Here is a 14,341-nt window from a genome sequence, read left to right as displayed (position 1 = left end):
CAGATAAATCGCACTCTGTTACTTACTTTCGCTAACAGGAGTATCGAATGGATCGGCTGACCAGCATGGCGGCTTTCGTGATGGCGGCTGAAGCCGGCTCGTATGCCAGCGCCGCGCAACGCCTGGACATGTCAGCGCAAATGGTCGCCAAGCACGTGGCCGCCCTTGAGCAGCGGCTCGGCGCACGCTTGCTCAACCGCACCACGCGCCGGCAGAGCCTGACCGAGCTGGGCCAGGCCTACTACGAGCGCTGCAAGCACATCGTCAGTGAGGCATCAGCCGCTGATTCACTGGCGCAAATCATGAACGACACACCGCGCGGCAAGCTCAGGGTCAGCGCGCCGGTGAGCTTTGGCTCTTACAGTCTGATGCCGTTCGTGACCGCTTTCTTGCGCGAGTACCCCGAGGTGGAAATCGACCTGCACTTGACCGACCGCGCCGTGGATCTGGTGGAGGAGGGTTTTGAGGTGGCTTTTCGGATCGGCCCGCTGGCGACGGCCAGCCTGACCGCGAGGCCATTGTCTCCGTATCGACTGATCGTCTGCGCTGCGCCACGCTATCTGGCCGAATACGGCACGCCGCAAGTGCCCGCCGATCTGCAACAGCATGAGTGCCTGGGTTATGCCTATTGGTCGCGGCCCGCCGATCACGAGTGGTCGTTTTTCAACGGTGCGCAGGTCGAGCGCGTGCCGGTCAGCAGTCGCTTACACGTCAACGAGAGCAAGGCGTTGTTATCAGCGGCGGTAGATGGTTTCGGGATTGTGCTGGGGCCTGCCGATTTTCTTGAGCCGGCGTTGTGCAGAGGTGAGCTGGTCAGGTTGCTGGAGGGATTCGAAGCGCCGAGCAGACAAATGCATCTGCTGTACACGGCGCATCGACAGAAGACCGCGAAGGTTCGTCAGTTCATCGATGCCGCGGTCAGGCGCTTTGCCTGACCGCGGCATCCGGCTCAGTTAATTCGCGGATGCTGTTGAACCAGTTCCTTGCGCTTGGCTTCCAGTGCGGCGATTTCAGCGTCGATGTCTTCGATTTTCTGCTCGATGTTGTCGTGGTGTTCTTGCAGCAGTTCCTTGGCTTCTTCAAGGTCGGACGCGGCAGGCGCGGCGCCACGCAACGGCTTGTTGGCGGTTTCCTTCATGGTTACACCGGTGACCAGACCGACCACGGCGATGACCATCAGGTAATACGCCGGCATGTACAGATCGTTGGTGCTTTCGACCAGCCAGGCCACCACGGTCGGGGTCAGGCCGGCGATCAATACCGAAACGTTGAAAGCCGCCGCCAGCGCACTGTAGCGAATGTGCGTGGGGAACATCGCCGGCAGCGTGGAGGCCATGACGCCGATGAAGAAGTTCAGCAGCACGGCCAGCATCAGCAGGCCGGCGAAGATCAAGCCGATCTTGCCGCTGTTGATCAGCATGAAGGCCGGGATCGCCAGAATGAACAAACCAATGCTGCCGACGACGATGAAAGGTTTACGGCCAATCTTGTCGCTGATGAAACCGATTGCCGGCTGCACGAACAGCATGCCGACCATGATCGCGATGATGATCAGCACACCACGGTTTTCGCTGTAATGCAGGTTGTGCGACAGGTAGCTCGGCATGTAGGTGAGCAGCATGTAGTAGGTGACGTTGGTCACCGCGACCACGCCGATGCAGGTCATCAGGCTGCGCCAGTGTTTGGTCGCGACTTCCTTGAACGAAACTTTCGGGCCACCGGCGAGGCCTTCGCGATCGCCTTGTTCAAGCTTTTCAACGTGCTGCTGGAACGCCGGGGTTTCTTCCAGGGCGTGACGCAAGTACAGGCCGATCATGCCCAGTGGTAAGGCGAGGAAGAACGGCAGACGCCAGCCCCATTCCTCGAACTTGGCTTCGCCGAGCGTCGTCGAGATCAACACCACCACACCGGCACCGAGGACGAAACCGGCAATCGAGCCGAAGTCCAGCCAACTGCCGAGGAAGCCGCGCTTGCGGTCCGGCGCGTATTCGGCGACGAAGATCGACGCGCCGGTGTATTCGCCACCGACCGAGAAACCCTGAGCCATTTTTGCCAGCAACAGCAGGATCGGCGCCCAGATGCCAATCGAGGCATAGGACGGAATCAAGCCGATGGCGAAGGTGCTCAGCGACATGATCACGATGGTCGCGGCGAGGACTTTCTGCCGTCCGTACTTGTCGCCCAGCGCGCCGAAGAACAAGCCGCCCAGCGGCCGGATCAGGAAGGGCACCGAGAACGTCGCCAGCGCGGCGATCATTTGCGTTCCGGGGTCGGCGCCGGGGAAGAACACTTTGCCGAGCACATAGGCGACGAAGCCATAGACACCAAAGTCGAACCATTCCATGGCATTGCCGAGTGCGGCGGCGGTGATCGCCTTGCGCATCTTGGCGTCGTCGACAATGGTGATGTCTTTCAGGCCGATCGGCTTGACGGTTTTCTTGCGTGATTTCATCCGGGTCTTCTCTTTGCTGATCCATCGTGCCGCGTAGATGCCATCTTTTTGATGGCGCGTACTCTTTGGCTCAGATACATGAGGACACGAAATAATTCACTGCCCGGCGTTTTTTTTCCTGGCGCACCCTGATTTTCCCTGTAGGAGCTGCCGAAGGCTGCGATCTTGTTGGGACGCGGAGCGTCCCCGGCTGCATTCCCACGCAGAGCGTGGGAACGATCAAGAAGGGGAAATGTGTTTACCGGCGGATGGCCGTATACGATTGCCGCAGGTCGCTGGCCCAGCCATCCAGCACCACCTTGACGTCGTCGGCAGTCAACATCTGTTGGTCGTTCTCCAGCGGCACACCAGTGCCTTTGCGCACCACTTCGGCAATCACTTCGCCAGTCGAACCGTCCTCGAACGACACTTCGGTGGCGACTTCACTGTCCTGATCACGGATGCCGGTGGCGGTGCTCACACCGGCAGCGACGAGGGTGACCGGCAGCCACTCATAAAAGCGCAAACCCTGAGTGCTGGTCGCCACTTGGGTGATAGCGGGGCGCACTATCAGGGTGTTCGGCCCGGGTTGACTGACCAGATGCAGCACTTTGCTCAATTCCAGCCGCAGCGCCGCATCGTAGTAGTCAGTGACGCCGGACAGAGTGCTCAGAGGAATCCGTTGCGTCGGCTCGGCACTCGGGTAGAACTGACTCGGCGCCAGATAAACCTGGGTGTATCGACCCCGGGCCAGGGCCGGGCTGACCCACGCCAACACGGGCTGACCGGACGGCGACTGGCGCTCGGCCAACACGCTGTAGTCATGCAGAAAGCCTGAGTGTTCCGGCGTTTTGCTGCTGCACGCCGACAGGCTCAACGTGGTGGCAATGGACAGCGACAGCGAACGAATGCGCGACATCAAACGGCTTCCTTGTTCTGCGCCAGGTTGTCCGAGCATTCGATGTGCAATCGGCCTTGGGCCATGATCCAGTTCATCAGATCAGCCGTGTTGACGCTGTGCACGTATTCCACCCAGTGCGCGTTGGTCGGACTGAAATGCTCGAAGTAACGGCGCAGCACCACTGTGCTTTGATCAGGGGAAACCCCCATGCACGATTCCTGAAACACCACCGGTGTGTCCGGGCCGAGCGCTGCGGTGCGCTGGCTGAGAATCAACGGCCGATTACCGTTGTGCTGCGTGATGCCCGGTTTGCTGTTCAATACCTTCATGCCAATCCCCCCGTTGGAAATAGCTGCAGAGTGCCCGCGCGGTTTTGCCGGAGGATGTCCGCTTGATGTCTGGCGCGTAGAAATGTTGCTCGATTGAAATAAATGACCCGGGCGGCGAAATGGCTTTAGATTGGCTTTTTTTGGTGCATGGATCCTGTCACTGTGAGCAGACTGCTGTTCGTCGACGACGACGTGGAAATTCTCGCGCTGCTGAAGAAGTTCTTCGTGCAGCATGCTTATGAGGTCGACGTTGCTGCCAACGGCGAGGCGATGTGGGCGGCCATTGCGCAGCAGCGCCCGGACACGATCATTCTTGATCTGATGATGCCCGGCGAAAGCGGCCTGAGCCTGTGCCAGAAGGTGCATACGCAACTGGGCATTCCGATCATCATGCTTACAGCCATGGCCGAACTGAGCGATCGCATTGTCGGTCTGGAACTGGGCGCGGACGATTACCTGACCAAGCCGTTCGCGCCGCAGGAATTGCTCGCGCGAGTGCGTGCCTTGCAACGTCGCGCCGGCGAACAGCGCCAAACGGTTGAACCTTCGCGGCCGGTGATCGGCTTCGCCGGTTGGCATCTGGACATCACCTGCCGCGAACTGCGCTCCCCGGAAAACGTGATGATTCCGCTGTCCGGTGGCGAGTTCGATTTGCTGCTGGTGTTCCTCGACCATCCACAGCGCATTCTGACCCGCGAGCAGTTGATCGATATGACCCACGGCCACGGCCATGACGCGTTCGATCGCAGCATCGATGTGCAAGTCAGCCGCTTGCGCCGCAAGATCGAACCGGACAGCAAGCGCCCGGACCTGATTCGTACAGTGCGCAACGGCGGTTATCTGTTTACGGCCAAGGTCACTCGCTCGTGATCCGCCGACTGTGGCGCGGCGACACTCTGCGCCGGCACATCGCCCTGACCATCGTGGCGGCGATGGTCGCTTCGCTGGCGTTGAATGCGCTGTTCGTGCAAGTCGCCGGCATCTGGGCCCGGCCGCCGATCGAACGCACCGGCCTGCTGGAGCAGATTGCCGCGACCTCGCGGGTGATCGAAGCCGCCCCGGCCAACCTGCGCCCGCAACTGGCCGCAGCGGCGAGCAGCGCCATGCTGCAAGTGTCGTGGAAAGCACAGCGCGCCGACTTCGATCTGCCCAATGACGGCCTTCGCCTGCCAGCGAGCAGGGTGCCGGTGCTGCAGCAACTGTTGGGCAATGATCGAAAAATCGAGGTGTTCAGCCCAGGCGACTGGCCGAACGGCAGCCCCCAGGCGCATTACGCCGCCGTCGTGCAATTGGTCGATGGCAGCTGGTTGTCATTTATCCCGCCGGAGCGCAGCTGGGGCCTGGAATTTGGCGTGCGTATCGCGATCGTCATCGCCTTGGGACTGATTGCCACATTGCTCGTCGCCTGGGTCGCCACCCGGCAACTGGCCAACCCTCTGCAGCGTTTCACGCGTGCCGCCAAACGTTTCGGCACCGATCTGCGCGCACCGCCGATCAAGCTCGAAGGCCCCGACGAAATCCGCCAGGCGATCATCGCCTTCAACACCATGCAGGCGCAGATCCAGCATTTCATCGCCGAGCGCACGCACATGCTCGCGTCGATTTCCCACGACCTGCGTGCACCGCTGACCCGCATGCGCTTGCGCAGCGAATTCATGGAAGACCTCGATCATCAGGGCAAACTGATTCGTGACGTTGAAGAGATGCAGTCGATGATCAACGCTGCGTTGGCGTTCTTCCGTGAGGACACGCACAGCGAGCAGACCACCGCGTTCGATCTGTCGGAGCTGCTGCAAACCATCGTTGATGATTACCGTGACCAGCAGATCAATGTCGATTTCGAAGGCCCGGCGCATCTGGTGTACGAGGGCCGGCCGCTGGGGATCAAACGGGTGATCGTCAATTTGCTCGAGAATGCCGTGAAGTACGCGTGTGCCCCGCGCATTTCCCTGCGCAGTGATGCCTATGCGATACGCATTGAGGTCATTGATCAGGGGCCCGGCATTCCCGAGGAATCGCTGGAGCGTGTGTTCGACCCATTCCTGCGCCTGGAAACCTCACGCAATCGAGACACGGGCGGTGTTGGGCTGGGGCTTTCGGCAGCCAGGGCAATCATTCGAGAGCAGGGCGGCGATCTGACGTTGAGTAATCACAGCGCTGGGGGAGTGGTGGCTCGTGTGGAATTACCGATTTAGATGCGGATAGTTCCGACAATCTCTTGCGGGCCCGCGCGCCCGCGCAGATCCGTCGGAGGTTTTTTGCTGTCGAACAATGCTCTTCCCTATAAATGAGCATGCAGGAAATCAATCACACGCTTTAAAGCCACTCGTGTTGGATGGTTTGGCGTGGGGGCTTTCGCCGAATCGTATTCGTACGTCAGTAACGCATGATGGGTGCTACGACCATCTGCTGGTGGGGCGTATGTGTAAACAACGCCGGTCGCAGCAAATGCTTGTCCAAGTCGATTGATCCGCGCCGGCGTACACAGTCGATCATCGCTGAAGTGCTGAATGAGCACGGCGCAGCCTCTCGTCGCGGCAGCCTGGCTTGCCGCCTCCAGTTCGGTATCGGCAATGTTCAGTTCGCTCATCCACGGACCTTTGCCTCGGCCCGTTAGCCAGTACCTGAATTTAAAGGGTATGGCTGGCTGGGAAGCGACTGCGGCGGCCACATTGGTTTCGAGAATCAGTGGAATCACGAATGCACCGGTGACGCACATTCCAATGACCCCGATACGTTGGTGGCCATGGTCAACGCCCAGCTTTCGTACCAGCGCTCGCAACCAGTCACTGACCGGTGCACTGCGCCCGGCTTTGAGGTACGCAAATTCTTTGCTGATGCAATGGAGGCGCCCCTTGACCAAGCACCCCGTTTCTTCCGGTTTCCCGAACAACAGCGGCAAGTAGACTTGAAAACCGGCGCTGATCAACCGTTCGGCGAATCGCAGGGTATCGCGGGTCAGCCCCGGCAGTTCATGCATGACCAGGACAGGAGCTCCGTCGCCCTTTTTATAGACGGTATGCGTGTAGTCTGAATGCTCAAAATCAAAAGACTGATATTCACTCATGTCCATTGCTGATCTCCAGACTCAGTTGGTTATCGTTTGAGTAATCAGGCCACCGATGAACGTCATGAGCTGGCAACTGTAAATCCCTCCGTGTCCATTAATGATCGGAGCGGAAGCTTTGACGTTTAGTACCGGATTGTGGTCTGGAGAATTTTTCAGCTGCGGATTTTTTTCCAGATGCAGATCAAAGAACTTCTGCGAACCGTCAATCTGCTTCTGTTGCGATGTAAAACGGACTGTGCGCGACGGTTCTGAAGTGGAAAGCGTTGTCAGGCTGATGCGCAAGTCAGATTTGAGGGGATCGATGTATTGCTCGCAACCGTTGAAAGTTTCCCGGTCAGCGTTGTCAGGCGAAAAAGTTGGCGAAGAAAGAAAGTGGGTCTGGTAAGGCTCATAGTGACCGACGGCTGTCGAATTGGCGGAATAACCTTCAACGACATCGTCCGTGTATTTTTGAAATCTTGCCCTGGGCGCGCGTGCAATGTGAAAAGCCCACTTCGTCGCAAGGTCAGTGGTCCCGGTTACGATTGCCACAACAGGTGCTTGATGTTCGGTGTAATGACAACCCATGCTCATCTTCTGCAAGGTCGCCAAACGCATCGCCTCAAATGCCGGGTTGATCAATACCACGAGATCACCAACCGTTTTAAGAGGCTCCCGCGGGTTTTTCTCGCAGCCGGTGGTCGCAAGGTCGTTGGCTGGATCGAAACCACTGCTTTGCGTGAAACGCTCGATCAGAATCGGTGCAAGCGCTGTATAGAGCACTGCCGCACCGAAGCTGTGGCCAATGAATACCAAGCGGGTCTGCGTGTTGCTCTTTGCTTGCAGTTGGCTGTTGTCATTGCGTCGAACGCGTTCTTTATCCAGGCGCAGCAACACCTCGGTGACTGCTCCGCTACCGACGCTGTGCGCTGTTTGTTTACGATCCCAAAACGTAATCAGATCCAGCGGTGAGTTCCACGCAAATACCTGGCCCCGCCAGCCCATGTACAGCCCGACAACGGTACGTTTGCAACCGTCCATGGCGGCGATGTTGCGCATTGCCAGCTTGAACTCACGAACATCGTCATCATCTGGCGCTGCGGAGTGTCGCCAGCCATGCAAGTACGTCACAAGTAGAAGTGGCCCGTTGACCGCCCTGATGTCGGCCATCTGCCTTTCGAAGGCGTCAGGGTTCAACAGATTGCCGTATTCGTCGAACTCGATGAACCCATGCTGAAAGCCTGCCTTCTTCGCGCTGTCATTCGGGCAGGAGGCCAGAGGAGTGTCGAGATCATAGGTTTTAAAGTAGGGCGGAGCAGGGTGGTACTGTTTCAGTGGGGCACAACCCTGAAGAATCAGGCCCAAAGCAATGATGGTAATGAGTGCGCGCATTGCTAACGTCCTCTATAAGTTGCGTCCTGATTTGCAGAGTAGAAGGTTTTGGTCTGCATGCTGGCATTTTGTAATGACTGAGTACGTCGAAGAGTCTCGCTGACTGCTGAAATCTGCACGGAAATCACCGGCTGAGTGCGTTGGCGGACGGCAACTGAACGCAATGGCCTGAGGCGGTGATCGGCGGGACGGACCGCATTTATCGCAAACTTGTACTAATGTTCAGAGCAACTTATCGCTGTAAACCACAGCAAGGATGCATGAGATGACGCCCTTTAAAACGCTCGCAAGAACAATTCCATTGTTTGCCGCGTTAGTTTTGCAAGCAGGCTGCCTTTCCCAGACACAGCAGATTCATAGTTTGAAAGCTGTCCAGGCAAAACCCGCTTCCGACACTACGAAAAGTACAACGCCTATGTGAAATCACTGTTTGCCGCACTCTCCAGTGGTCATCCCGATTCAGCGCCGGACCCACAACTGGATGCCTTTACCAAAGAGATCGCACAACAGGCCGCTCAGGGGGACGATCCAGACAAAACGGTCGTCATCACAATCAAAAGCGGATCACCCACCTTTGATTGGAAAAAGAACGATAAATTGTGCGATAGCCTGAATACCAAGATCGCCGATAGTGAAATCAATGAATTCCTCAAAAAGCTATTAAAGGCACTCTGATGCTATTCACAAGCTTCCATTAATTTGATCGCGTAGTCCCTGCTGGTCTGGTCGCCTACCTCCGCCAGTTTAGCCACAGTGGGCGCGATTTTATCTTTGCAGCTCGCTTGTGCCTGGGCTTGTTGACTAAAGTTTCGAGCCACATGCTGTGCCGCCAACCCGGTGGCAAACACTTTGCCTATTCCCTGGCCCGCAGCGTCTGCTCGCAGGAGTGTGTTTGAGTCGAATGCCGAGAACACGGAAAGAGCGTCAACCCGACTCAATACGTTGCTCAAGTCCTCACTCAGATTCTGGATCTTTTGGTTTGCCTCGTTAATAGCTTTCTCGCCTTGTTCCCGTGTTTCAGGCGTTACCTTCCCTGCAAGCGTTGCTTGGGCGGCGCTGATGTTGTTTTTTTCGATACTGATCTGATTAGCCAGGAAAGCTGCAAGGTTTGCACGCTGCTCCTCGGTTAACGACTCGCCAGATTTCACCTCGTGGACTGATTCAGAGGTTCCGTTTTTGATGCGTTCGACAACCGGAACATACGCCGCATCAAGCGTATTCACGCCAATCGACGCTCCGAACTCTCCGGTGCCCGTGCCGGGAGCTGAGACCTCTACACCCACGGATGTTTTCGATACGAAGACCAAAGGTGTTTTGCTGGTACAGCCGGTGGCGACCAGTGCAAGCGAAAGAACAAGATAGCGTTTCAAGGGGAGACCTCTGCAGAGTTCGAGCACACGTGGTTGATGGTTTCACCCAATGCTCTTTTGATGTTTTCAATTTCTTTGTGGTCGCGAACGATCAGGATCAGGTTGCAGGAGGATGGGGAGGGGATAACAACAACTTCCTGATTCAGGTAACCAATATTGTTGGTGCCCTGAACGCTGGTGGCACCGACACCGAAGGCGCTGGTGACAATGGCTCGCGCAGGCATGTCGGTCTGTAGATTGACCGGGCCGATGTTGATGAAGCGTTGCTGCGTTTGAGCGCCCTTTACAGTGACAACGGAACAACCACTGGTCAGGCAGGCCGCAAGAAATATCCCTGTCAGGCGCATTCATTTCTCCATCCTTGAACCTGCATAAGGCTTAGCCTCGACTTTGGTTGCTGTCAAAGTGATGGCAATTTTTTTTGCTTACGAATGACTGGCTGTATTCCCTAAGCGTGGCTGGACCATCGTCCGTCCATGATTTCAGAGTTGCTTTGGTGAAAATATCTCTATAGATTTTCATGAAATTATAAAAAGATAATTTCATGAGGTCGCGAATGTTCCTGCAATCCAGCCAGCACGTCGACAGCTATTACGCCCACAGTTGCGCCGATATTCTGCGCCATCGCGCTGTTCTGGACGGTGAACATGACGCCGACGTGGTGATCATCGGCGGCGGTTTCAGTGGCCTGCACACGGCGCTGCGTCTGGCCTTGGCTGGCAAACGCGTGACGGTACTGGAAGCCAGTCGCGTGGCGTGGGCAGCGTCGGGGCGCAATGGCGGGCAGGCGATTCTCGGCTGGTCGTGCGACATGCCGCCGCTGGAAGCTGCGCTCGGTCATGAGCGGGCGAAACGCTTGTGGGACGGCATGCGTTGGGCTGCTCGGGAATTGCGTGAATTACCGGGTCGTCACGGCTTCGATATCGATTATCGCCCTGGGCACCTCTGGACATCGGTAATACCACGGCGGGTCAGTCTGCTCCGCGAATGGCAACATGAGGCCAGCCACAAGTGGGGCCACGATGTGTTGCAATTCATTCCTCGTGAACAATTGCCGGAATGGGTGGCCACCGATCGCTATCAGGCCGGGCTTTACGATCCTGAGGGCGCGCACCTCAATCCACTGAAACTGGCACTGGGCCTGGCGGATGCCATCGAACGAGCCGGCGGGCGTATCCATGAACAAAGCAAAGCCTTGAGTTATCAGGAGCAGGGCGGTGGTTTCCGGGTCAACAGCGAGCGCGGCTCGGTGCGCGCCGATGTGCTGGTGCTGGCGTGTAACGCTTATCTCGATGAACTCGACCCGCAACTGTCCAGCTGCATTCTGCCAGTAGGTACTTACCAGGTCGCCACCGCACCGCTGACACCTGAGCAGGCCACGGCGCTGTTGCCGCGCAATGTCTGCGTGACCGATAACCAATTCGTCCTCGATTACTTTCGGCGCACGCCGGATAACCGTTTGTTGTTTGGCGGCGGCTGCACGTATCTCGGTGGCATGCCCAAGGACATTGCGGCGGCGACGCGGCCGTTTCTCGAGCGGGTGTTCCCGCAGCTTAAAGGTGTCGGCATCGAGTTCGCCTGGGGTGGGCATATCGACCTGACGATCAAGCGCACGCCGGATGTCGGCGGCGCGGACAATCGTTATTGGCTGCAAGGCTATTCAGGCCACGGCGTATTGCCGACATTGGCCGCCGCACGCGCGGTGTCCGATGCGATTCTTGGCGACGCGGATGAACTGGGGTTGTATCAGGGCTTGAGCAATGGCAGCTTCCCCGGTGGCAAGCATTTCGCTGCACCGCTGGAGGCCATCGGCAAGGCCTGGTATCGACTGCGCGACAGCATTTGATGAGACTTTTTTCGGAATCGCGTCCATGAACAAGCAAGAAGAAATCGCCGCGCTGGCGATCCTTATCCACGACCTGCGCAAGCACAAGAAGTGGACCCTCAAGGAACTGGCCGACAAGATCGGCCGTTCAGTGGGTTTTCTCTCGCAGGTCGAGCGCGGTTTGTCGCGGCCGACGGTGGCAGACCTGACCGCAATCAGCGAAACCTTCGGCGTGCCGACCACCTACTTCTATAGCCTGCCCAAGCCCAAGGAGTTGCCGTGGGTGACGCGCCCGGACGAGCGCCGCACGCTGTATTACGCCAACGGCATCACCGACATTCTGGTATCGCCGCAGATCCGCGCCTCGTTCTCCATGCTCGAAAGCCATCTCGAAGCCGGCGCGAGTAGCGGTGATCGCCATCTGACCGACAGTTCGGAGCAGGGCGGTTACGTCCTCGAAGGCGAACTGACTTTATGGTTGGGCGACGACGAAGAACCGACCACGCTGACGGCCGGCGACAGCTTCCAGTTCGACAGCCACACCCGGTGCCGCTATGGCAACCTAACCGAGCAGCTGACCCGCGTGCTCTGGGTCTACACCTGATCACAACAAAGGATGAACACGATGGACGCTGTCTGCGCTGACCTGCTCGCCGAAGTGCGTGCCTTTCGCCAACGCTACCCCGAGGTGCGTTATGTCGACCTGATTTCCCTGGACATTCCCGGGCACTTTTACGGCAAGCGTTATCCAGTCGACATGCTCGAAAAAGTCGCCGCTGGCAGCGTCCTGAAGTTGCCGCAGAACTGCGTACTGCTGGGCGTGCAGGGTGGTTTGTTTCCGATTGGCGATTACTGCTTCAACGATGGCGACCCGGATGCCGTGCGCCGTTTGGTGCCGGGCACCTTGACGCCGGTGACCTGGGAAGCGCAGCCGCTGGGGCAGATGCTGATCACTTCCGATGGCACTGAAAAACCGATCGAGTTCGAACCGCGTGAAGTCCTCGCGCAGGTGCTTAAGCGTCTGGCACGCAAAGGCATTCACCCGGTGGTGGCGTTCGAGCTGGAGTTCTATCTGTTCGACAAAAAGCTGCGCGACGGCCTGCCGCAATTCCCCCGCGACGACCTGACTGACGACGCCGATGATCAACCGAACCTGCACATCGAGCGGCTTTCACGCTTCGCGCCGGTGCTGGATGACATGGTCGAAGCCACACGGGCGCAGGGCATCGACGCCACGGTGATTACCGCTGAGCTTGGCCCCGGCCAGTTTGAAATCAACTTCGGCCATCTCGACGACGGTTTGCGTGCGGCGGATTGGGCAGCGTTGTTCTGCCGCAGCACGCGCGGTGTTGCGCTTAAACACGCCTATCGCGCCAGTTTCATGGCCAAGCCGTACTTGCAGCATCCGGGCAGCGGCATGCATGTGCATGTCAGCCTCTACGACGCTGAGGGAAATAATCTGTTCGCCGCGAATCAGCAACAGGCGTTGCGCCACGCGGTCGCCGGGTGCCTGGAATTGCTGCCGCACAGCATGCCGATCTTCGCGCCGAACCAGAACTCGATGCGCCGTTTGGGCGGCACAGTGAATACAGCGACCAAGGCCAGTTGGGGTTTTGAAGACCGTGATGCGTGCCTGCGGATTCCCGAGTCGGACGCGAAAAACCTGCGGGTTGAATATCGCTTGGCGGGCGCGGATGCGAATCCATATCTGGTGCTGGCGGCGATTCTGGTCGGGCTTGAACACGGGCTGGAGTCGGGCAAAGAACCGATCGTACCGCTGAATGAAGACCGCAACAGCGGGATCGATTTCCCCAAAGAGATGTTCGAGGCCGTGCGCGCGATGCAGCATCAGCCGCAGTTGCGTGAGGGCTTGGGCGCAGAGTTTGTGGATGTGTATTGCGAGAATAAACGCCAGGATCATTTGGCGTTCATGCAGGACATCAGTGCGCGGGAGTATCGGTGGTATTTGTGACACCTGCAAAAGCAGTCAGCCTTGAAGGGGGCAGGCGCCGCGACTCCACTATACTGCTCCGCGACATCATGGAAGCTTCGTAACAGGGACGGCGATATTGATCATGAACTACAGACGACTGGGACGCTCGGGACTCAAGGTTTCCGCAATTGCGATGGGAACCGCGCAATGCAACTGGTGGGTGGATGAGCCTACTTCACGCCGCTTGTTCGATGCCTATGTGGAAGCGGGCGGTAACCTGATCGACACGGCGGATGTCTACCCGGTCCTGGGCGACGGTGTCGGTGGCAAGGCCTCGGAAGAGTTCGTCGGGCGCTGGTTGAAAACCACGGCCAGCCGCAACCAGGTATTGCTCGCAACGAAGGTTTCCGGGCGCATGGGGGCCGGGCCGAATGACGAGGGGCTTTCCTGGCGACATATCGTCAAGGCTGTGGAGGGTTCGCTTGCGCGTTTGCAAGTCGACTGCATCGATTTGTATCAGGCCCATGATGACTACGATGACGTTCCGGTCGAAGAAACCCTGCGCGCCTTCGAACATCTGGTGCAGCGGGGGATGGTGCGTTACATCGGTTGCTCCAACTTCAAAGCCTGGCGCCTGATGAAGTCACTGGCGATCAGCGAGCGCAACGCACTGGTCGGCTATGTCAGTGTTCAAGAGCGCTACAACCTGCTCGAACGGCGTCGAGTCGAATCCGAACTGCAGCCATTGTGCGTGGAAGAGGGCGTCGGGCTGCTGCCGTACAACCCGCTCGCCAAGGGCTTTTTGTCTGGCCTGTACCACCCGCAGGCAGGATTGCCGGATTCTCCGCGCGCGCCGGGTGTACAGAGAGACTACTTCAATGAGCGCAACTGGCAGATCCTTGAATCACTGCGTCGGATTGCGCGGGACTGCGACAGTACCTGTACGCAAGTGGCACTCGCCTGGCTGCTGGCGCAACCAGCGGTGGTGGCGCCCGTGGTGGGGGCCAGTACTGTCGAGCAATTGCGCGAGATCATGGCGTCCCCGCAACTGCACCTGCCGGCCGCCGATGTCAGTCATCTCAACCAAATCAGCCAGCCGCCGGTTACATAG

15 protein-coding genes are annotated in these 14,341 nt (G+C 58.2%); 8 read left to right on the top strand and 7 right to left on the bottom strand.

The genetic code is table 11. The annotated features are described in order from the left end of the window. Positions 1 to 47 precede the first annotated feature (47 nt). Positions 48 to 935 carry a LysR family transcriptional regulator gene (locus ACI514_RS11405; protein ID WP_405123836.1) on the top strand — a complete coding sequence of 296 codons (888 nt, stop codon included), beginning with the start codon at positions 48 to 50 and terminating at the stop codon, positions 933 to 935. A gap of 14 nt (positions 936 to 949) precedes the next feature. Here the strand turns inward: ACI514_RS11405 and proP are convergent, their stop codons facing one another. The 3 genes from proP to ACI514_RS11390 all read right to left on the bottom strand — a co-directional run bounded on the left by proP (position 950) and on the right by ACI514_RS11390 (position 3,661). Further along, positions 950 to 2,452 (bottom strand): glycine betaine/L-proline transporter ProP, encoded by a 1,503-nt coding sequence (proP, locus tag ACI514_RS11400; RefSeq protein WP_116030251.1) that lies wholly within the window; start codon positions 2,450 to 2,452, stop codon positions 950 to 952. Between the two features lie 238 nt (positions 2,453 to 2,690). Then, positions 2,691 to 3,350, bottom strand: a complete 660-nt coding sequence (locus ACI514_RS11395) for a DUF3313 domain-containing protein (protein WP_405123835.1) — start codon at positions 3,348 to 3,350, stop codon at positions 2,691 to 2,693. Then, positions 3,350 to 3,661, bottom strand: a complete 312-nt coding sequence (locus ACI514_RS11390; RefSeq protein ID WP_160057752.1) for a hypothetical protein — start codon at positions 3,659 to 3,661, stop codon at positions 3,350 to 3,352. The genes ACI514_RS11395 and ACI514_RS11390 overlap by 1 nt, the downstream gene beginning before the upstream one ends. 147 nt (positions 3,662 to 3,808) lie before the next feature. Here ACI514_RS11390 and ACI514_RS11385 point away from each other — a divergent pair, with 147 nt between their 5' ends. Next, positions 3,809 to 4,531: a response regulator gene (locus ACI514_RS11385; protein WP_405123834.1), complete on the top strand. Its 723-nt coding sequence runs from the start codon at positions 3,809 to 3,811 to the stop codon at positions 4,529 to 4,531. Then, positions 4,528 to 5,856, top strand: a complete 1,329-nt coding sequence (locus ACI514_RS11380; protein WP_405123833.1) for an ATP-binding protein — start codon at positions 4,528 to 4,530, stop codon at positions 5,854 to 5,856. The genes ACI514_RS11385 and ACI514_RS11380 overlap by 4 nt, the downstream gene beginning before the upstream one ends. Positions 5,857 to 5,942: 86 nt before the next feature. Here ACI514_RS11380 and ACI514_RS11375 read toward each other — a convergent pair whose 3' ends face one another. Further along, complete coding sequence (locus ACI514_RS11375) at positions 5,943 to 6,734, bottom strand: dienelactone hydrolase family protein (RefSeq protein WP_160057755.1); 792 nt, start codon at positions 6,732 to 6,734, stop codon at positions 5,943 to 5,945. Positions 6,735 to 6,749: 15 nt separating this feature from the next. Next, positions 6,750 to 8,102: a hypothetical protein gene (locus ACI514_RS11370; protein ID WP_160057756.1), complete on the bottom strand. Its 1,353-nt coding sequence runs from the start codon at positions 8,100 to 8,102 to the stop codon at positions 6,750 to 6,752. 417 nt (positions 8,103 to 8,519) lie between these two features. Here ACI514_RS11370 and ACI514_RS11365 point away from each other — a divergent pair, with 417 nt between their 5' ends. Then, a complete protein-coding gene (locus ACI514_RS11365; RefSeq protein ID WP_405123832.1) occupies positions 8,520 to 8,777 on the top strand; it encodes a hypothetical protein in 258 nt (85 codons plus the stop codon). Between the two features lie 2 nt (positions 8,778 to 8,779). Here ACI514_RS11365 and ACI514_RS11360 read toward each other — a convergent pair whose 3' ends face one another. Together ACI514_RS11360 and ACI514_RS11355 are read right to left on the bottom strand one after the other, a co-directional pair. Next, positions 8,780 to 9,472, bottom strand: coding sequence for a hypothetical protein (locus ACI514_RS11360; protein ID WP_405123831.1), 693 nt, complete (start codon positions 9,470 to 9,472; stop codon positions 8,780 to 8,782). Next, positions 9,469 to 9,819, bottom strand: coding sequence for a hypothetical protein (locus ACI514_RS11355; protein WP_160057759.1), 351 nt, complete (start codon positions 9,817 to 9,819; stop codon positions 9,469 to 9,471). Before ACI514_RS11355 ends, ACI514_RS11360 begins: the two co-directional genes overlap by 4 nt. Before the next feature lie 209 nt (positions 9,820 to 10,028). Between ACI514_RS11355 and ACI514_RS11350 the strand changes: the two genes are divergently transcribed. The 4 genes from ACI514_RS11350 (at position 10,029) to ACI514_RS11335 (ending at position 14,341) form a co-directional block, all read left to right on the top strand. Continuing rightward, entirely contained in the window at positions 10,029 to 11,318 is a 1,290-nt protein-coding gene (locus ACI514_RS11350) for an NAD(P)/FAD-dependent oxidoreductase (protein ID WP_405123830.1), read from the top strand. A gap of 25 nt (positions 11,319 to 11,343) precedes the next feature. Then, positions 11,344 to 11,901 carry a helix-turn-helix domain-containing protein gene (locus tag ACI514_RS11345; protein WP_160057761.1) on the top strand — a complete coding sequence of 186 codons (558 nt, stop codon included), beginning with the start codon at positions 11,344 to 11,346 and terminating at the stop codon, positions 11,899 to 11,901. Positions 11,902 to 11,922: 21 nt separating this feature from the next. Further along, positions 11,923 to 13,269: a glutamine synthetase family protein gene (locus tag ACI514_RS11340; protein WP_405123829.1), complete on the top strand. Its 1,347-nt coding sequence runs from the start codon at positions 11,923 to 11,925 to the stop codon at positions 13,267 to 13,269. Between the two features lie 103 nt (positions 13,270 to 13,372). Then, a complete protein-coding gene (locus ACI514_RS11335; RefSeq protein WP_160057763.1) occupies positions 13,373 to 14,341 on the top strand; it encodes an aldo/keto reductase in 969 nt (322 codons plus the stop codon).

Origin of the sequence: Pseudomonas sp. M20, assembly GCF_045037865.1 — a bacterium.
Taxonomy (GTDB): Bacteria; Pseudomonadota; Gammaproteobacteria; order Pseudomonadales; family Pseudomonadaceae; genus Aquipseudomonas.
Note: the sequence above shows the minus strand (reverse complement) of the source record. Positions and strands in the feature narration are given on the sequence as shown.